Genomic DNA, 17,894 nt, shown 5'->3' on the forward strand with positions numbered 1-17,894 from the left:
CTGCCCCGGCGCCAACCGCTCCGGCCTGGACGGCTGATGAGGCTGCTTACCCGTGAACGCCGTCGACCCGTCCCCGATCGGCCGGCCCTGCACCTCGTTTCCGTGCATGGTCCCGACCTTGTCCGAGCCCGACGAACCGGCGGAGGAGCACCCGGCAACCGACAGCGCCGCCGCCGCTCCTGCGCCGAGGCCGAGCATGCCCCTACGGCTGAATTCCCGCATAACTGAACCAATCCCGTTTATTGCCCAGACGCCCCCTATCGGGACGTCCTGTGAGATGAGATGATCAACGCCGCGGTTCCGTCGGGGCGGCGGAACTTCGCAGCGTGGTCAGAGCGTCGACGGAGGGTCGTCGAGACGGTGGCCCGCATCTGTTCATCCGCTCCGGGAATGCGGGCAGGAATACGGACAGACGGGAATGGCGAGGCCACGCCGGGTGAGACGGCCACGCTCTTGAGGTGCGTGCCTGGCGGAGGCGTTGCTGGGAGAGGAAGCCAACGGCGCCGGCCGGGTGGTCAGTTCATGAGTCCTGCCTGGTGCGCCAGCAGTGCGGCCTGGACGCGGCTGCCGCAGCCGGTCTTCTCCAGGATCGACCTGACGTGGGTCTTTCGGGCCGGTGGTACACCGGACCGTACGCGCCGACCACCAGCGCGACGCCGAACAGCATCATCACGCCCACCCCCGCGAGGCCGAGCAGCCCGGTGGCGGCCCCGGCGAGGCGCCGTTGGAAGGTGGAGAGCCCGCTGCCGGGTCCGTCGGCGACGGCCGGTTCGGTCTCGTACGGCTGCACGTCCGCCGTTTCCGCGCCGAACCGGGGGGGGCGGCGGGGATGTCGGCCGCCACGGCGAAGCCGCCGTCCGGCGTGCGGCCCGCCTCCAGGTCACCGCCGAGCAGGGTCACCCGCTCCCGCAGCCCGATCAGCCCGCGCCCGGTGCCGAACCCGGTCGTGGCGGCGGGCGGGACGGGCGGCACGTCGTTGTGCACCCGCACCTCGACCAGCGCGTCGCCGTGGCGCACGGTCACGGTGACCTGGGCCCCGGCCGCGTACCGGTGGACGTTGGTCAGCGACTCGCGCACCACCCGGTGGACCGCCCGGCGTACCCGGGCCGGCCGCGCATCGAGATCGGGTCCTTCCCAGGAGAACTCGACGGGGATACCGCCGCTGCGCGACTCCGCGATGAGTGCCTCGATGTCCGCGCGCGTGCCGGTGGCATCCGTCAGCGCACCGGTTCCGGTGTCCCGTCCCAACGGGCCGAGGACGCCCACGGAGTCCCAGGGCCGCCGCCCCGCCCCTCAGTCTGGTGCCGATCTCCGACTCGCCCTGGTGGACGAGCACCACCAGCACCAGGGCCAGCACCGCCTCGCCCACCGCCCGCCACAGCTGCCGCCCGTCCTCGCCGGGGCCCGCGAAGAGGCTGCGGGCAGGGGGAGGGTGTGCGGAGGCGGGCGGAGCGCTGGTGGACATGCGGTCGATCATCGGGGGCCCGGTGCGGGGTCCTCTTACTCCCTGGGGGCGACCTGCCCTCTGCCGAAAGACAGAGGCTCCGGAGAGACAGCGGCTCCGCGGAGAGGTCCCAAGGGGTGGTGTCAGGCGCGGCCCGCGGCCAGGTCCATCAGGCGGGTGAGGACGCGGTCGCCGGAGGCGGTGAGCCCGTCGTGTTCCCACTCGTTGGTGACCCAGACCCGGGCGGCGCCGATCTTGCGGGCGGTGTCCAGGGACAGCCCGGCGTCCACGTACATGTCGTCGTGGTAGACGATCGCGGCGAGCGGGACCCGGTTGGCGACGAGGCGGTCCGGGTCGTACAGGGGCGACCAGTCGGTGCGCCGGGCGAGCAGGTCGGCGGCCTGCGCGAAGGGACGCAGACCGCGGATGTCCTCGAACATCAAGGGGTAGATCATCTCGCCGGTGAGCAGCAGCGGGTCCGCGGCCTCGGTGAATTCGGGGAAGGCGGCGAGGGCACGGGAGGCCGCCCAGCCGGTGGGGCCGGCGCCCTGGCCGTACAGGGTTTCCTGGAGGACGGCGTAGAGCGGGTTGTCGGTGAAGCCCGTCAGGTTCATCACCTGGTACAGGAAGGTGTCGGTCGGTTCGCCGGCAGCGTCCAGAGCTTCGTCGAGCAGCCAGTGCAGGCGCTCGAACCCGTCGCCCATGCCGAGCAGCAGACCGAGGGTGCGCAGCCGGCGGACGGTGAGCCGGTCCCCGTCCGGCAGGCGGATGTCCTGCGCGGTGAGCAGATCGGCCAGCTGACGCAGGCATCGGGCGTCGTCGGGATAGCGGGCGTAGAACTCGTGGACCCGGTCGCGCACGCGTGGATAGGTGCGGGCGTAGACGTCGTCCGCGGTGGCCGTGAGGCCGGGCAGGCCGCCGGCGACGTAGCAGGCCCGGAGTCCTTCCGGGGCCTGGGAGAGGTAGGTGAGGGTGAGGAAGCCGCCGTAGCTCTGGCCGAGTGTCTCCCAGGGTTCCCCGCCGCACAGCGTGTGGCGGATCAGCTCGGCGTCGGCGACGATCGCGTCCGCCCTGAAGTGGCCCAGGTATGCGGCGAGTTGGGCCGGATCCCGGAAGCGCGCGGCGGCCCGTGCGGTGAGGGGGGTGGAGCGGCCGGTGCCCCGCTGGTCGAGGAGGAGGACGCGGTGCGTGGTCAGCGCGTGGGCCAGCCAGCCGGGCGAGGTGGCCGACGGGCGGGGGGATTTGCCGCCCGGGCCGCCCTGCAGATACAGCAGCCAGGGCAGCTTCTCGTGGGCGCGGGAGCGGTCGCTGATCTCGCGGGCGAAGATCCGTATCGTGTCGCCGCCGGGGGCGGCGTGGTCCAGGGGGACCGTGAAGGTGTGGTCGACGGTGGCGTATGCGGGATTCATGGGCCCTTCCCGGGCGCGTGGGTGAGGTGGGGTCCGACCGGTCCGGGACAGTCTGCGGTCACCGCCGGCGCCGCCGGAACTCCCGCCCGGCCATAACGCGGTGTTGTGCACGGGCCGGCACGGGCCGGCACTGCCCGGCATGCCCAGGGCGTGGTCCGGTCGTCAGCGGGAGCTCAGGCGGACGTTGCGGCCGCGCCGGGCGGGGATGCGGTCCTGTGCGCTCTGCGCCCACAGGGAGCGCACATGGCCCAGGTGGCGGGCCATGCACTTCTCGGCGGCCTTGGCGTCCCCGGCCACCATGAGGTCGAGGAGTTCGATGTGCTCCTCGGCCGAGGGGAGCAGCTGGTCGCGTTCGTCCAGGGCGGTCAGGCCGTACAGGCGGGAGCGCTTGCGCAGGTCGCCGACGGTCTCCACGAGCCGGTCGTTTCCGGCGAGCGCGAGGAGGGAGAGGTGGAACTGGCGGTCGGCGTCGAGGTAACCGATGAGGTCGTGGTCGCGGGCGGCGCGCACGATCTCCTCGGCGACCGGGCGCAGCGCTTCCAGGTCCTCGCGGGAGGCGCTGCGCGTGATGCGGCCGATCATGGGGACCTCGATGAGGGTGCGGATCTCGGTGTACTGGTCGAGGTCGCGCTCATTGACCTCGGTGACCCGGAATCCCTTGTTGCGGACGGGCTCGACCAGACCTTCGCGGGCCAGGTCGAGCATCGCCTCGCGCACCGGCGTCGCGGAGATGCCGAAGTCCTCCGCGAGGCCGGGCGCCGAGTAGACCTCGCCGGGGCGGAGTTCGCCCGAGATCAGGGCCGCCCGCAGGTGGTGGGCGACCTGGTCGCGCAGGCGCTCCCTGGTGGTGTTGAGGTTGCGCTGCGTGAGGTGGCCCATGACGTGGTGTTTCCCTTCGTGCCCTTGTCCCTCGTGGCCGAGCGGATCACCAGCGTACAATGTCACGTTGTTTTCGCAGGTGGCTACGGGTGTGCGGGGGCGAGGGTGTAGGTGCGGGTCGAGGTGTAGAAGTCCAGGGCGGCGCGGCCCTGTTCGCGCGGTCCGTGGCTGGATGCCTTGGTGCCGCCGAACGGTAGGTGGAAGTCGACGCCGGTGGACGGGGCGTTGATCCGGATCATGCCGGTGTCGAGCCGGTCGAGTCCGTGCAGGGCGGTGTCCAAGGATGCCGTGTGCACCGAGGTGACCAGGCCGTACGGAACGGAGTTGGTCATCCGCACCGCCCCGTCCAGGTCGTCGGCGTGGAGCAGTACGGCGACCGGGCCGAAGGTCTCTTCGTGCAGGAGCCGGTGGTCCGGGGGGACGTTCTCCAGCAGGGCCGGTGCCGCGTACCAGCCGTCGCTCCCGGTGGGCGCGGGGGTGGTCACGAGGTCGGGCAGGCCCCGGCGGGCCTCGACGACGCGGTCGCGGGCCTGCTCGTTGATGAGGGGGCCGCAGACGGTGGCGGGGTCGGTGGGGGCGCCCACCGACAGGGCCCGCAGGTGGGCCGCGAGTGCCTCGCGCAGCGGTGCGAGGGCGGCGCCCACGGCGATCACGCGGCTGGTGGCGGTGCACTTCTGGCCGGCGTATCCGGCAATCGCGGCGGCGAGGTGTGCGGCCGCGGTGTCCATGTCGGCGTCCGGCAGGACGATCGCCGCGTTCAGCCCGCCCATCTCCGCCTGTACGGGGACCCCCCGGGCGGTGGCGGTCCCTGCGACGGCCCGGCCGACCGCGGTGGAGCCGGTGAAGGAGAGGACGTCGGCGGACGAGACAACGGCGTCGCCCTCGGTGGCGCCGCCGGGCAGCACCGTGAACACCCCGGTGGGCAGGGCCCGTTGCACGATCTCGGCCAGGCGCAGCGCGCAGGCGGTGGCGTCGGGTGCGGGTTTCAGGACGACCGCGTTGCCGGCTGCGAGGGCGGGGGCCGCCTTCCAGGTGGGGATGGCGAACGGGAAGTTCCAGGGGGTGATCAGGCCGGCGACGCCGTGCGGGCGGCGGCGGGTCAGCAGCAGCCCCGGGCCGGCGGCCGTCTCGTGGACGGCACCGGTGGGGTCGTGCGGGGCCTGGGCGTAGTAGCGCCAGATCGCGGCGGTGCGGGCCACCTCGGCGCGGGCTTCGGTGACCGGTTTGCCCACCTCGCGTACGGCGAGCGCGGTCAGCTCGTCCGCGGCGGCCTCGACGGCGGTGGCGATCGCACCGAGGGCGGCCGCGCGGGCGGCCGCACCGCCGAGCAGCCAGCCGGGCTGTGCGGTGCGGGCGCGTTCGACGGCGTCGGCGGCGGCGAACGCGCCGGGCGCGGCGGTCTCCACGACCACGTCGGAGGGGTCGGCCGGGTTGCGGGAGACAACCGGGGCCAGGGCGGTGCTCACAGGAGGAAACCTCCGGGGAAGGGGTCGTCGGGGTCCAGGAAGTACTGGGCGGTGCCGGTGATCCAGGCCCGCCCGGTGATGCGGGGCACGACGGCGGGCACTGTGCCGATCTCCGTCTCCTCGACGAGCCGCCCGGTGAACCGGGTGCCGATGAAGGACTCGTTGACGAAGTCGCGGTGCAGGGGCAGGGCACCTCGGGCGTGCAACTGGGCCATCCGCGCGCTGGTGCCGGTGCCGCACGGCGAGCGGTCGAACCAGCCCGGGTGGATGGCCATGGCGTGCCGGGAGTGGTGGGCGTCCGCGCCCGGGGCGGCGAGGTAGACGTGTTTGACGCCCGCGATCTCCGGCCGGGTCGGGTGGACCGGCCGGTCGGGCGAGGCGTTGATCGCGTCCATGAGGGCGAGCCCGGCGGCGAGCAGATCGTCCTTGCGGGCGCGGTCGAACGGCAGCCCCAGGGCGTCGAGGTCGACGAAGGCGTAGAAGTTCCCGCCGAAGGCGAGGTCGTACGTCACCGTGCCGTGGCCCGGCACCTCCGCCGTGAGGTCGAGGCCGACGCAGAAGGCGGGCACGTTGGTGAGGGTGACGGCCGTGGCCCGTCCGTCCTCGACTTGCACATCGACGCTGATCAGGCCGGCGGGGGTGTCGAGGCGGACGGTGGTCACGGGCTCGATGACCTCGACCATGCCGGTCTCGACGAGGACGGTGGCCACCCCGATGGTGCCGTGTCCGCACATCGGCAGGAGGCCGGAGACCTCGATGAACAGCACGCCGTAGTCGGCGTCGGGCCGGGTCGGGGGCTGGAGGATGGCGCCGCTCATGGAGGCGTGGCCCCGCGGCTCGTACATGAGCAGGGTGCGCAGGTGGTCCAGGTGCTCGATGAAGTGCAGCCGGCGCTCGGCCATGGTGGTGCCGGGGATCACCCCGACACCACCGGTGATCACGCGGGTGGGCATGCCTTCGGTGTGTGAGTCGACGGCGTGGAAGACGTGGCGGGTGCGCATGATCTCCTCCCGGTCAGCGGTGGCCGGCCGCGACGGCCTTCTCGGTGGCTGCCCGCACCTCGGCCTCGACGGTGGGGGGCAGCGGCAGCCGCGGCGGCCGGGTGGGGCCGCCGGGGCGGCCGACGATGTCCATGGACAGCTTGATGGCCTGCACGAACTCGGTCTTGGAATCCCAGCGCAGCAGGCCGTGCAGGGAACGGTACAGCGGCAGGGCGGTGTCCAGGTCCTGGGCCACGGCGGCACGGTAGAGCTCGGCGCAGGCGGCGGGGAAGGCGTTGGGGTATCCGGCGATCCAGCCGACGGCGCCGGCCAGTGCGAGCTCCAGGAGCACGTCGTCGGCGCCGATCAACAGGTCCAGCCCGGGGGCGAGTTCGGCCAGCTCGTATGCCCGGCGCACATCGCCGGTGAACTCCTTGACCGCCACGATGCTGCCCTCGTTGTGGAGGCGGGCGAGGAGCGCCGGGGTCAGGTCGACCTTGGTGTCGATGGGGTTGTTGTAGCCCACGATCGGCACGCCGGCCTTGGCGACCTCGGCGTAGTGGGCGCGTACGGCGGACTCGTCGGCGCGGTAGGCGTTGGGCGGCAGCAGCAGCACGCTGCCGCAGCCCTCTTCGGCGGCCTGCTCGGCCCAGCGGCGCGCCTCGGCGCTGCCGTATGCGGACACGCCGGGCATCACGCGGGCACCGTCCCCGGCGGCCTCGACGGCGGTGCGCACCACACGGGCACGTTCCTCGTCGGTCAGGGTCTGGTACTCGCCCAGGGAGCCGTTGGGTACGACGCCGTCGCAGCCGTTGTCGAGGAGCCAGCGGACGTGTGCGGCGTAGGCGTCGTGATCGACGGACCGGTCCGCACGCAGCGGGAGGGCGGTGGCGACCATGATGCCGCGCCAGGGGCGTTCGGCGCTCCAGGTCGTGGCGGTGGAGGCGGTGGTCATGAAGGAACCCTTCTGTGACGTATGACGCTTACTGTGGCGTGTGACATTGCATGAGGTGGTGCATGAGGTGGTGCATGGTGCCGCGGGGTGCGGGCGTCCGTCAGGCGCCGGCTCCCTCCTCCGGATCGGCGCCTCCCTCCGGCCTGCCGGATTCCGACGCGGCCGTCTCGGCGAGGGCGGCGAGCACTTCCAGCCGGACCGGTACCGCCAGCGGCCGGCGCTCGGGAGACGGCGGCAGCTTCTCCCCCGCCCCCTCCGCGGCCAGGCAGGCCACGGCCGCGCCGCAGATCCGGCCCTGGCACCAGCCCATGCCGGCGCGGGTGAGGAGTTTGACGGTGCGGGCGTCCCGGGCACCGAAATCGGTGACCGCCTCGCGGATGCGGCCGGCGCTGACCTCCTCGCAGCGGCACACGTCCGTGCTGTCGTCGAGCCACCGGCTCCACCCGGCACCGGGTGCGTGTGCCGCGGCCATCACGGAGGCGAAGGCGCGCATGCGGTCGCGCCGCCGGCGCAGCGTACGGACCCGGCCGCTCCCGGCGAGCGGGGGCCGCCCGCCCAGCCGGGCCGCGATCGCGAGTCCCGCCAACTCGCCTTCCACCCAGGCTAGTTGGGCGCCACCGATGCCGCCCGCCTCGCCCGCCGCCCAGATGCCGGGTACCGAGGTCTCCTGCTGTGCGTCGAGGGCGAGGGCGTGGCTGCCGTCCGCGGTGCGCCGGGTGGTGCAGCCCAGGCCGGTGGCGAGTTCGAGCTGCGGGACGAGGCCGAAGCCGACCGCCAGGGCATCGCAGGCAATGTGGCGGCCGGACCCCCGTACGGGCCGCCAGTCGCGGTCGAGCCGGGAGACCGTGACGGCCTCCACCCGGTCGGACCCGTGCACCTGGGTCACCGCGCTGCGCGTGCGCAGCCGCACTCCGTACCGCAGCAGCGCCGTGCCGTGCAGCGCTGCCTCCGCCATCTTGTGGGCGTTGGCGGCGAGGGTGCGGGGGTGGCGGGCGTAGCCGAGGTAGCCGGATGCCTCGACCACCGCCGGGACGCGGGCCCCCGCCTTGGCGAGCGAGGCGGCGACGGCCAGCAGCAGCGGACCGCTGCCCGCCACCACCACCCTTCCCCCAGCTCTCGGCTTCGCTCGAGCAGGGGAGACCCCAATCCCAGCCCTCGGCTTCGCTCCGGCCCCCATGCCGGGCAGCACCAGGCCGGACTTCAGCATCGCCTGCGCTCCCCCGGCACTCACCACACCAGGCAACGTCCAGCCGGGGAAAGGGAGTTGACGCTCGGACGCGCCGGTCACGAGCAGCACCGCGCGGGCTCGCACCCGGACCGGGCGCTCCCCGTCGCCGTCCGCTCCGATGACGGCGTGCACGTCCCACAAGCCCTTCGGCTCCGCGCGGACGACGGTCCAGACGTGGTGGCCGGCGAGGTGGGTCACGCTGCTGTCGGCCAGCCGGCGGCACAGGCCGGTGAAGGTGGACCAGTCGTGGTGCAGGGCCTCGGGGCGGGTGGCGCCGAGGGCCGGGGCGGGGTGCCGGTAGAACTGCCCGCCCGGTTGTGTGGAGGTGTCCAACAGTGCGACGGACAGGCCGAGTTCGGAGGCGGTGACGGCACCGGCGAGGCCAGCGGCGCCGGCCCCGATCACCGCGAGGTCGTACTCCGGGTCACCGGTCACCGAGTTCGGCATGGCCGTGTCCCTCCTGGGTCGTGACGGCGTCGCCGGGCCGCGCCGGGACCAGGCAGGCCCGGCGGTTGGGTTCCCCGTTGACGGTGGCGAGGCAGTCGAAGCAGTGCCCGATGCCGCAGAAGGCGCCGCGCGGCCGGCCGCCGACGCGGGTGGTGCGCCAGGCGAGGATGCCGGCGGCCCACAGCACGGCGGCCAGGGACTGGCCGGGCAGCGCGACGATCGGGCGGCCGTCGAAGGTGATCTCGAACGCGGCGTCGGGCACCGCGCCGACGAGCTCGGCGGGGCTGCGGTCACGCGCCATGACACGGCTCCTTTCGCAGGGGGTCGGTGCGGGGTCGGTGCGGGGTCGACAAGGCGGTCATCCCGCTTCTCCCCCGCCGAACCGGTCGGGTCGGAACGGGCTGATGTCCAGCGGGAGTTCGCCGTCCGTCAGGGCCTCCGCGATGATCCGTCCGGTGGCCGGGGCGAGGCCGATGCCCGCACCTTCATGGCCGCAGGCGTGCAGCAGCCCCGGTCTGCGCGGGTCGGGCCCGATCGCGGGCAGGTGGTCGGGCAAGTAGGGGCGGAAGCCCGGGTACGTCCGCACGGCCCGTACCGTGGCGAGGACCGGGAAGAGCTCCACCGCCTGTCCGGCGAGGCGGCGCAGCACCTCCACGGACGGCGAACGGTCGAATCCGACCCGCTCCCGGCTCGCGCCGATCAGGACCGGGCCCGCCGGGGTGCCCTCGACGACGGCGGAGGTCTGCAGGGCCGCCGAGTCACTGGCGACGTCGGCGACGTAGTCCGCGGCGTACACCTTGCGCCGCACCAGGCGCGGCAGCGGCTCGGTGACCAGCACGAAGCCGCGCCGGGGCCGCACCGGTAGCTCCACGCCGGCGAGCCGGGCCAGCTCGCCGCCCCAGGTCCCCGCCGCGTTCACGACGTAGGGAGCGTGGAGGTCACCGGAGGGCGTCCGCACGCCCCGCACCTCGCCGTGGGCGCCGGTGAGGATCTCGGTGACCTCCTCGCCGAGCCGGAGGCGCACCCGGTCGCCGGCCGCGCGCAACAGGTGGGCGGCGGCGAGGGCGGGCTGCACCTGGGCGTCCTGCGGGTAGTGGACGCCGCCCGCGAGGCCGGGGGTGAGGTGCGGTTCAAGCTCGCGGAGCCGCCCGCCGGGCACCACTTCCGCGGCGACCCCGGCCGCCGTCTGCCGTGCGGCGAATTCCTGCAGCGCGGTCAGGCTCTGCTCGTCGGAGGCGACGACGAGGCCGCCCTTGGCCTCGTACTCGATCCGTGACGGCAGCACCTCGGCCAGTTCGCGCCACAATTGGGTGGAGTACAGGGCAAGTTCGAGCTCGGGGCCGGGTTCCTTGTCGGAGACCAGGAGGTTGCCTTCGCCGGCGCCGGTGGTGCCGCCGGCGACGGAGCCGCGGTCGAGCACGGTGACCTGCAGACCGCGCCGGGCCGCGTAGTAGGCGCAGGCGGCGCCGACCACGCCAGCCCCGATGACGAGGAGATCCGGAGAGTTTCTCGTGGGCACGTCAGTAATATTTCACATTGCACCTGCGTTGCCAAGAGATCTCCCGGCCCGACGCCAATTCCCTTGCCCGCGGCCCGGAAACCGGACCGGAAATGCCCCAGGTGGCCGATGGGTTCAGCCCACCATCGGCTCAGCCCGCCATCAGCTCACCCATCCACGCCTCCACCGCGTCCGGCGTCCGCGGCAGCGCGCCCGAGAGCAGCCGCGCCCCGCCCGCCGTGATCACCAGGTCGTCCTCGATCCGTACACCGATGCCGTGCAGGTCGGGCGGGAGCGTCTCGTCGTCCGGCTGGAGGTAGAGCCCCGGCTCGACCGTCAGTACCTGACCTTCCGCCAGCACCCCGTCCAGATAGGCGTCGGCCCGTGCCTGGGCGCAGTCGTGCACGTCGAGCCCGAGCATGTGCCCGCTGCTGCAGAGGGTGTAGCGGCGGTGGAAGTCCCCTTCCGGGCTCTTGAGGACACCCCATTCGGTGAGCCCCTCCGCGATCACCCGCATCGCCGCGCGGTGGAAGTCACGGAACCGGGCACCCGGCCTCAGCGCGGCGATGCCCGCCTCCTGGGCCGCGAGCACCAGGTCGTACACCTGCCGCTGCACCGGGGAGAAGCGTCCGGAGAGCGGCAGGGTGCGGGTGATGTCGGCGGTGTAGAGGGTGTCGGTCTCCACGCCGGCGTCCAGGAGGAGCAACTGGCGGGCGTCCAGCGGGCCGTCGTTGCGTATCCAGTGCAGGACGCAGGCGTGCGCGCCGGCGGCCGCGATGGTCTCGTAGCCGGTGCCGTTGCCCTCGGCGCGGGCCCGCAGCCCGAAGACGCCCTCGATCCAGCGCTCACCGCGCGGGTGGGCGAGGGCGCGCGGAAGGCTGCGGACCACGTCCCCGAACCCGGCGGTCGTGTGGTCGACGGCGAGCTGCAGCTGCTCGACCTCCCAGATGTCCTTGACGAGCCGCAACTCGCTGAGGGCGGAAGCCAGTTGGGCGTCCGTGGCGGCGTTGCGCCCCGGGGGCAGGGCGTCGAGGTCGTCCAGGTGGACGCAGCGGATGCCGGTCATGCGCTCGGCCTCGGCGAGGTCGGGGCGGCGGCCGACCCAGAACTCGCCGTACCGCCGGTCCCGGCAGAAGCCGCTGTCGTTGCGCGGCGAGCGGGGGCGGACGTACAGGACCGCTTCGTGCCGGTGCGGCCCGTCCGGCTCCAGGACCAGGACGTGTCCCGCCTGGTCCTCGCCGGTCAGGCCGGTGAGCCAGGCGTAGGCGCTGTGCGGCCGGAAGCGGTGGTCGCAGTCGTTGGAGCGGACGGTGAGTTCGCCGGCAGGGACGATCAGCCGTTCGCCGGGGAAGCGGGCGGAGAGGCGCTGCCGGCGGGCGGGGGTGACGTCGGCGGCGGGCAGCCGGATGGCGTCCGGCAGCGGCGTCGCCGCCCAGCCGCTCGCCAGGAACCGCTCCAGCTCCGGCGTGACGGGCAGGTCGTGGCTGACGGTGCGCGGGGCGGTGGGAACAGCTTCCGTCATGGGTTCTCCTCCTCGGTTGCGGTGCGGGTTCTTGCAGAAGGGGTGCGGTGCGGGTCGCAGAGCGGATTGCGGAAGCGGGTTGAGGGCAAATGTGCCGCTTCTGGCGGTGGTTCACTCGGGCACAGCTGGGTAACGGGGCGATCGACACCTTGTCAGTGCAATTTCACATTACTATGTTACGGGTCACATTCCAGCCTGACGGCTGTCCGACTGTTCTCGGAGTGACCACTGATGAACAAGCGCACCCGTACCGCCGCGGTCTCCCTCGCGGCGGCCCTCGCCCTCGGCACGGCCGGCTGTGCCGGCGGCAAGGACTCCGCGGACGGCAGGAGCCGCGGCAAGAACCCCGCCCTGGTCAACCAGGGCAAGGTCGTCGGCGGCACCCCGAAGCGGGGCGGCACCCTCACCGTCCTGTCCAACCAGGACTTCACCCACCTCGACCCGGCCCGCAACTGGGTCATGAACGACATGGACTTCGGGACCCGCCTGCTCTACCGCACCCTGGTGACCTACCGGGCGGCGCCCGGCCCCGCGGGCGGGACCCTCGTCCCCGACCTCGCCACCGACCTCGGCACCCCGTCCCACGGCGCCAGGACCTGGACCTTCCATCTCAAGAAGGGCGTCAGATACGAGGACGGCACACCCGTCACCGCGCAGGACATCAAGTACAACGTGGAGCGGTCCTTCTCGCCCGACCTGCCCGGCGGCGCCGACTACGCGGCCCGCTACCTCGCCGGCGCCGAAGGGTACCAGGGCCCCGCGGACGGCCGGCACCTCGCCTCCGTCAAGACCCCGGACGACCACACCATCGTCTTCGAACTGCGCAAGCCCTTCGCGGAGTTCCCCGACGCCACCGTGATGCCGACCTTCGCGCCCGTCCCCCGGGCCCGCGACAACGGACCGCGCTACGACAACCGGCCGTTCTCCTCGGGACCGTACAAGATCGAGTCGTACGGGCGGGGCAAGCGGCTCGTGCTGGTCCGCAATCCGCACTGGGACCCGAAGACCGACCCGGTGCGCAAGGCCTATCCGGACCGGCTGGTGGTGGAGATGGGCCTGAAGGCCAACCAGATCGACGACCGGCTCATCGCCGGCCAGGGCCCGGACGCCTCCGCCGTTCCCTGGTACGCGCTGCGCCCGGAGAGCGCGGCCAAGGTGCTGCCGCGCGCCGACGTCCGGGCGCGCCTGCTGGCCGAGTCGACGAACTGCACGGACATGGTCCAGATGCACACCGGGCGGAAGCCCTTCACCGATGTGCGGGTGCGCAGGGCGGTGCAGTACGCCCTCGACAGGGACTCGGTGCTGACCGCGTCCGGCGGCCCGGCCTTCAACGACCTGTCCACCGCCTACATGCCGGCCACGCTCTTCGGCGGCAAGCAGCCCGACACCCTCAAGATCCCGGCCACCGGAGACGTGGCGAAGGCCAAGCAGCTGCTGAAGGAGGCGGGCAGGCCGGACGGCTTCTCGACGGAGATCACCGTGTCCTCCGGCGACAAGGGGCGGGCCGAGGCCATCCAGCAGTCCCTGGCCAAGGCCGGCATCAAGGTCGCCATCAACACCGTCGACCCGTCCGCGTTCTACGCCACCATCGGCGACACCAAGAACCGCACCGATCTGGTCTTCACCGGATGGTGCCCCGACTATCCCTCCGGCTCGACCTTCCTGCCGTTCGTCTTCGACGGCCGGTACATCAAGGAGAAGGGCAACTCCGGCAACCACTCACTCTTCCGCGACCGGCCGACCATGCGGCGGATGGACGAGATCGCCGCGATGACCGACGCCCGGCGGGCCGACCAGGCGTGGCGGCAACTCGACGGGGAGATCCTCAAGAAGGCCCCCGCCGTCCCGGTCCTGGTGCGCCGCTGGCCCCTGGTGCTCGGCGGCAACATCGCGGGCGCCTACGGCCAGACCTCCTTCGGCGGCCAGCTGGACTACGCGTCCGTCGGCCTCAAGGACCCCGCCAAGAGCCTGACTTGAGGAGGGTCGAGCCCATCATGTCCTCCCCCGCACCCGAGCCGCTCGCCCCGGAGGCGGCCGTCCTGTCCGCCGCGTCCGGCCGCCCCGGGCAGCTGGTCCGCCGCGCACTGCTCCGCCGCGCCTCCGTGAAGATCTCCCTCGCCGTCATCGGGCTGTTCCTGTTCATGGCGGCCGCGGCCCCCCTGCTGAGCGCGCTCGGCGGCTGGTCGCCCGATGCGTTCGACAAGTCCGCCGTCGATCCGTACCTCGGCGGCACGCCCCTCGGACCGCTCGGCGGGATCTCCGCCGACCACTGGCTGGGCGTCGAACCGGTCACCGGACGCGACCTGTTCGCCCGGGTCGTGCACGGCGCCCAGGTCTCCCTGCTCATCGCCCTCACCGCCACCGCCATCGTCGTCCTCACCGGGACCGCGGCCGGGATCGCGGCCGGCTACTTCGGCGGCCGCACCGACGCCCTGCTCTCCCGCCTGATGGACCTCACCATGTCCTTTCCCTCCCTCATCTTCATGATCGCGATGATGTCGGTGGCCAAGGACGTCAACCGGATCCTGCTGATGACGGCCGTCATCGGCCTCTTCGGCTGGCCCGGCATCGCCCGCGTGGTGCGCGGCCAGACCCTCTCCCTCAAGCACCGCGAGTACGTCGACGCCGCCCGCGTCGGCGGCTCCGGGCCCTGGCGGATCCTCACCCGCGACGTCCTCCCGGGCGTCGCCGGGCCCGTCATCGCGTACACCACCCTCCTCATTCCCGGGATGATCGCCACCGAGGCGGCGCTGAGCTACCTGGGCGTCGGGGTGCGGCCGCCCACCCCCTCCTGGGGCCAGATGATCGCCGAGAGCGTCTCCTTCTACGACACGGACCCCATGTACTTCGTCATCCCGAGCGCCTGCCTGTTCCTGACCGTCCTCGCGTTCACACTGCTCGGCGACGCCCTGCGCGACGTCCTCGATCCGAGGGGAAGCCGCACATGATCCGCTACACGCTGCGGCGCCTGGTGGCCGTCGTCGGAGTGCTGATCGCCGTCGCCGCGGTCACCTTCACCATCTTCTACGTCCTGCCCTCCGACCCGGCCGCCGCGGCCTGCGGCAAGTCGTGCAGCACCGAGCGCCTGGAAGCGATCCGGGCACATATGGGGCTCGACGAGCCCGTGTGGCGGCAGTTCTGGGACTTCGTCTCCGGGATCTTCACCGGCCGCACGATGGGCAGTGGTCGCTACACCCTGCACTGCGACTTCCCGTGCCTGGGCTACTCGTACGAGAACAGCGAGGCCGTCTGGGACCTCCTCGTGGACCGGCTGCCGGTGTCCGCGTCCCTCGCCGTCGGTGCGGCCGTGCTGTGGCTGGTGCTCGGGCTGAGCGCCGGGGTGGTCGCGGCCCTCCGCAAGGACACGCTCGTCGACCGCGCCCTGATGGTGGGGGCGGTCGGCGCCGCCTCGCTGCCCGTCTACTTCACCTCGATGATGCTGATCTACGGCCTCATCCGGGTGGCCGGCCTGCTCCCCTATCCGCGTTACGTCTCCTTCGCCGAGGACCCCGCGCACTGGGCGTCGAACCTGCTGCTGCCGTGGCTGGCGCTCGCCCTCCTGTACGCGGCCATGTACGCACGCCAGAGCCGCAGTTCGATGATCGAGACGATGGCGGAGCCGTACATCCGCACGGCCCGCGCCAAGGGCCTGCCGCGCCGCACCGTCGTCGTCAAGCACGGCCTGCGGGCCGGGATGACGCCCCTGCTCACCCTCTTCGGCATGGACCTGGGCGGACTGCTCGCCGGCGCGGTGATCACCGAGTCGCTCTTCGGCCTCCCGGGCATCGGGCGGCTCTTCTACGGCGCCCTGACCACCGGTGACCAGCCGGTGATCCTCGGGGTGACGCTGCTCGCCGCCACGTTCATCGTCGTCGCCAACCTGGCCGTCGACCTCCTGTACGCCGTCGTCGACCCCCGAGTGAGGCTGTGATGGCCACCACCACCGAACCCCTGCTGGCCGTAAGGAACTTGGCGGTGACCTTCGCCACCCGGCACGGCCCCGTGCACGCCGTGGACTCCCTGTCCTTCGAGGTCCGCCGCGGCCGCACCCTCGGCATCGTCGGCGAGTCCGGCTCCGGCAAGTCGGTCACCTCGATGGCCGTGCTGGGCCTGCACACCGCGGCCGAGGTCAGCGGTTCGATCGCCCTGGAGGGCCGGGAGCTGGTCGGGCTTCCCGAGCGCGAGCTGAGCCGGCTCCGCGGCCGCCGGATGGCGATGGTCTTCCAGGACCCGCTCTCCAGCCTCCACCCCTACTACACGGTCGGCGAGCAGCTGGCCGAGCACCACCGGGTGCACTTCGGCTCGCGCCGCGCCGCCGCCCGGCGGCGGGCCGTGGAGATGCTCGCCGAGGTCGGGATCCCGGAGCCGGAGCGCCGGGCGGGCGAGTACCCGCACCAGTTCTCCGGTGGCATGCGGCAGCGGGTGATGATCGCCATGGCCCTGGTCTGCGAACCCGACCTGCTCATCGCGGACGAGCCCACGACCGCTCTGGACGTCACCGTCCAGGCCCAGATCCTGGAGCTGCTCGCCCGGCTCCAGGAGGAACGTTCGCTCGCCGTCGTCCTGATCACCCATGACCTCGGGGTGGTCGCCCGGGTCGCCCACGAGGTCCTGGTCATGTACGGCGGCCGGGCGGCCGAACAGGCCCCGGTGGAGGCGCTGTTCGCCGCCCCGGCCCACCCCTACACACGCGGCCTGCTCGATTCCCTCCCCCGGCTCGACGACGCCGACGACGCCCCGTTGCGCGCGATCCCCGGCAGTCCGCCCTCGCTGCTCACCCCCACACCGGGCTGCGCGTTCGCGCCCCGCTGCCCGCGGGCGGCGGCGGCCGACTGGGCCGATCGGGAGCGGTGCACCCGTCACCGGCCCCGCCTGGTCGACTCCGGCGGGCACGCGGTCGCCTGCCATCTGCCGCTCGGCCCGGCCCCCGCACCCGGCGCCCCGGGACACCCGCGGTCCGAGGGCCCGGACCAGATCCGAAAGGTCACACCATGACGACGCCCCGTACGTCCCCGCCCCCGGCCGCCGCCGGCGCCCCGTCCCGGGGCCCGGCCCCGCTGCTGTCCGTCCATGAGGTGACCCGGACCTTTCCCGGCAAGCGGGGCCGTACGGCGCCGGTCCGGGCGGTCGACGGCGTCAGCTTCGAGGTGGCCGCGGGCGAAACGCTCGGTCTGGTCGGGGAGTCGGGCTGCGGGAAGTCCACCACCGGCCGGATGATCGTGCGGCTCCTGGAGCCGACGAGCGGTTCGATCTGCTTCGACGGCCGCGACATCAGCCACCTCGGCCAGCGCGAGCTGCATCCGCTGCGCCGCCACCTCCAGATGGTCTTCCAGGACCCGCACGCCTCCCTCAACCCGCGTCAGACCGTGGCCAGGATCATCGCCGAACCCCTTCTGGCGCAGGGCAGTTCGGCGGTCGACGCCCGCCGCCGGGCCGCCGATCTGATGCAGCTGGTCGGGCTCATCCCCGAGCACCTCGACCGGTATCCGCACGAGTTCTCCGGCGGCCAGGCACAACGGGTCGGCATCGCCCGGGCGTTGGCCACCGGCCCGCGCCTGGTCGTCGCGGACGAACCGGTCTCGGCGCTCGACGTCTCCGTACAGGCGCAGATCGTCAACCTGATGGAGCGGCTCCAGCGGGAACTGGGGCTCGCCTACCTCTTCATCGCGCACGACCTGTCCGTGGTCAAACGGGTCTGCGACCGGGTCGCCGTGATGTACCTGGGCCGCATCGTCGAGATCGGCCCGAAGGAAGGGGTCTACACGGCTCCCGCACACCCCTACACCCGGGCGCTGCTGTCCGCCGTACCGCTGCCCGATCCGGTCGCCGAACGGGCCCGGGAGCGCATCACCCTGCTCGGCGATCCGCCGAGCCCCGCGGCTCCCCCGCCCGGCTGCACCTTCCACCCTCGCTGCCCCAAGGCCCAGGCCGTCTGCCGGACCGAGGCCCCGGTCCTGGGCGGAGCGGAGCAGTCCGGGCCCGGGCACCAGGTCGCCTGCCACTTCCCCGAGACGGTCTGACCGCCCCCGCACACGGCTGTGCCCCGGCGTCCGCCTCGGCGCCGGG

The 17,894-nt window shown here is 73.0% G+C and carries 15 protein-coding genes and 1 pseudogene; 5 read left to right on the plus strand and 11 right to left on the minus strand.

What is annotated here, in order from left to right; genetic code table 11:
* The 11 genes and pseudogenes from ACGF4C_RS27120 to ACGF4C_RS27170 form a co-directional block, all read right to left on the minus strand.
* A pseudogene (locus ACGF4C_RS27120) lies at nucleotides 1-222 on the minus strand (hypothetical protein); the annotation flags it as partial.
* Nucleotides 223-669: 447 nt separating this feature from the next.
* Entirely contained in the window at nucleotides 670-1,248 is a 579-nt protein-coding gene (locus tag ACGF4C_RS27125) for a sensor histidine kinase (RefSeq protein ID WP_393569403.1), read from the minus strand.
* Nucleotides 1,249-1,587: 339 nt separating this feature from the next.
* Nucleotides 1,588-2,853 (minus strand): alpha/beta fold hydrolase, encoded by a 1,266-nt coding sequence (locus ACGF4C_RS27130; RefSeq protein WP_393569404.1) that lies wholly within the window; start codon nucleotides 2,851-2,853, stop codon nucleotides 1,588-1,590.
* Nucleotides 2,854-3,015: 162 nt separating this feature from the next.
* Entirely contained in the window at nucleotides 3,016-3,732 is a 717-nt protein-coding gene (locus ACGF4C_RS27135; protein ID WP_393569405.1) for a GntR family transcriptional regulator, read from the minus strand.
* Between the two features lie 83 nt (nucleotides 3,733-3,815).
* Nucleotides 3,816-5,198 carry an aldehyde dehydrogenase family protein gene (locus ACGF4C_RS27140; RefSeq protein WP_393569406.1) on the minus strand — a complete coding sequence of 461 codons (1,383 nt, stop codon included), beginning with the start codon at nucleotides 5,196-5,198 and terminating at the stop codon, nucleotides 3,816-3,818.
* On the minus strand, nucleotides 5,195-6,199 hold the full coding sequence (locus ACGF4C_RS27145; RefSeq protein WP_393569407.1) for a proline racemase family protein: 1,005 nt from the start codon (nucleotides 6,197-6,199) through the stop codon (nucleotides 5,195-5,197). Before ACGF4C_RS27145 ends, ACGF4C_RS27140 begins: the two co-directional genes overlap by 4 nt.
* Before the next feature lie 13 nt (nucleotides 6,200-6,212).
* A complete protein-coding gene (locus ACGF4C_RS27150) occupies nucleotides 6,213-7,133 on the minus strand; it encodes a dihydrodipicolinate synthase family protein (RefSeq protein ID WP_393569408.1) in 921 nt (306 codons plus the stop codon).
* Nucleotides 7,134-7,233: 100 nt separating this feature from the next.
* Nucleotides 7,234-8,808, minus strand: a complete 1,575-nt coding sequence (locus ACGF4C_RS27155) for an NAD(P)/FAD-dependent oxidoreductase (protein WP_393569409.1) — start codon at nucleotides 8,806-8,808, stop codon at nucleotides 7,234-7,236.
* Entirely contained in the window at nucleotides 8,786-9,109 is a 324-nt protein-coding gene (locus tag ACGF4C_RS27160; protein ID WP_030413894.1) for a (2Fe-2S)-binding protein, read from the minus strand. Before ACGF4C_RS27160 ends, ACGF4C_RS27155 begins: the two co-directional genes overlap by 23 nt.
* Before the next feature lie 57 nt (nucleotides 9,110-9,166).
* A complete protein-coding gene (locus ACGF4C_RS27165) occupies nucleotides 9,167-10,327 on the minus strand; it encodes an NAD(P)/FAD-dependent oxidoreductase (RefSeq protein ID WP_393569410.1) in 1,161 nt (386 codons plus the stop codon).
* A gap of 130 nt (nucleotides 10,328-10,457) precedes the next feature.
* Nucleotides 10,458-11,828 carry an aminopeptidase P family protein gene (locus ACGF4C_RS27170; protein ID WP_393569411.1) on the minus strand — a complete coding sequence of 457 codons (1,371 nt, stop codon included), beginning with the start codon at nucleotides 11,826-11,828 and terminating at the stop codon, nucleotides 10,458-10,460.
* Nucleotides 11,829-12,059: 231 nt separating this feature from the next.
* Between ACGF4C_RS27170 and ACGF4C_RS27175 the strand changes: the two genes are divergently transcribed.
* The 5 genes from ACGF4C_RS27175 to ACGF4C_RS27195 all read left to right on the plus strand — a co-directional run bounded on the left by ACGF4C_RS27175 (nucleotide 12,060) and on the right by ACGF4C_RS27195 (nucleotide 17,848).
* A complete protein-coding gene (locus tag ACGF4C_RS27175; protein WP_393569412.1) occupies nucleotides 12,060-13,805 on the plus strand; it encodes an ABC transporter substrate-binding protein in 1,746 nt (581 codons plus the stop codon).
* A gap of 164 nt (nucleotides 13,806-13,969) precedes the next feature.
* The gene (locus ACGF4C_RS27180; protein ID WP_234326595.1) at nucleotides 13,970-14,776 is read left to right on the plus strand and encodes an ABC transporter permease; all 807 of its coding nucleotides are present in this window, start codon (nucleotides 13,970-13,972) and stop codon (nucleotides 14,774-14,776) included.
* Complete coding sequence (locus ACGF4C_RS27185; RefSeq protein ID WP_393569413.1) at nucleotides 14,773-15,759, plus strand: ABC transporter permease; 987 nt, start codon at nucleotides 14,773-14,775, stop codon at nucleotides 15,757-15,759. Before ACGF4C_RS27180 ends, ACGF4C_RS27185 begins: the two co-directional genes overlap by 4 nt.
* Nucleotides 15,759-16,823, plus strand: a complete 1,065-nt coding sequence (locus ACGF4C_RS27190) for an ABC transporter ATP-binding protein (protein ID WP_393569414.1) — start codon at nucleotides 15,759-15,761, stop codon at nucleotides 16,821-16,823. Before ACGF4C_RS27185 ends, ACGF4C_RS27190 begins: the two co-directional genes overlap by 1 nt.
* Nucleotides 16,820-17,848 (plus strand): ABC transporter ATP-binding protein, encoded by a 1,029-nt coding sequence (locus ACGF4C_RS27195; RefSeq protein ID WP_393569415.1) that lies wholly within the window; start codon nucleotides 16,820-16,822, stop codon nucleotides 17,846-17,848. Before ACGF4C_RS27190 ends, ACGF4C_RS27195 begins: the two co-directional genes overlap by 4 nt.
* Nucleotides 17,849-17,894 lie beyond the last annotated feature (46 nt).

The organism is Streptomyces sp. NPDC048197, assembly GCF_043202395.1.
Classification (GTDB): Bacteria; Actinomycetota; Actinomycetes; order Streptomycetales; family Streptomycetaceae; genus Streptomyces; species Streptomyces siderophoricus.

Coding starts and splice junctions, on each gene's coding strand:
- ACGF4C_RS27160 (WP_030413894.1), bottom strand. CDS start 9,109: ATGGCGCGTGACCGCAGCCCCGCCGAGCTCGTCGGCGCGGTGCCCGAC.
- ACGF4C_RS27150 (WP_393569408.1), bottom strand. CDS start 7,133: ATGACCACCGCCTCCACCGCCACGACCTGGAGCGCCGAACGCCCCTGG.
- ACGF4C_RS27145 (WP_393569407.1), bottom strand. CDS start 6,199: ATGCGCACCCGCCACGTCTTCCACGCCGTCGACTCACACACCGAAGGC.
- ACGF4C_RS27135 (WP_393569405.1), bottom strand. CDS start 3,732: ATGGGCCACCTCACGCAGCGCAACCTCAACACCACCAGGGAGCGCCTG.
- ACGF4C_RS27180 (WP_234326595.1), top strand. CDS start 13,970: ATGGCGGCCGCGGCCCCCCTGCTGAGCGCGCTCGGCGGCTGGTCGCCC.
- ACGF4C_RS27130 (WP_393569404.1), bottom strand. CDS start 2,853: ATGAATCCCGCATACGCCACCGTCGACCACACCTTCACGGTCCCCCTG.
- ACGF4C_RS27195 (WP_393569415.1), top strand. CDS start 16,820: ATGACGACGCCCCGTACGTCCCCGCCCCCGGCCGCCGCCGGCGCCCCG.
- ACGF4C_RS27155 (WP_393569409.1), bottom strand. CDS start 8,808: ATGCCGAACTCGGTGACCGGTGACCCGGAGTACGACCTCGCGGTGATC.
- ACGF4C_RS27170 (WP_393569411.1), bottom strand. CDS start 11,828: ATGACGGAAGCTGTTCCCACCGCCCCGCGCACCGTCAGCCACGACCTG.
- ACGF4C_RS27190 (WP_393569414.1), top strand. CDS start 15,759: ATGGCCACCACCACCGAACCCCTGCTGGCCGTAAGGAACTTGGCGGTG.
- ACGF4C_RS27185 (WP_393569413.1), top strand. CDS start 14,773: ATGATCCGCTACACGCTGCGGCGCCTGGTGGCCGTCGTCGGAGTGCTG.
- ACGF4C_RS27175 (WP_393569412.1), top strand. CDS start 12,060: ATGAACAAGCGCACCCGTACCGCCGCGGTCTCCCTCGCGGCGGCCCTC.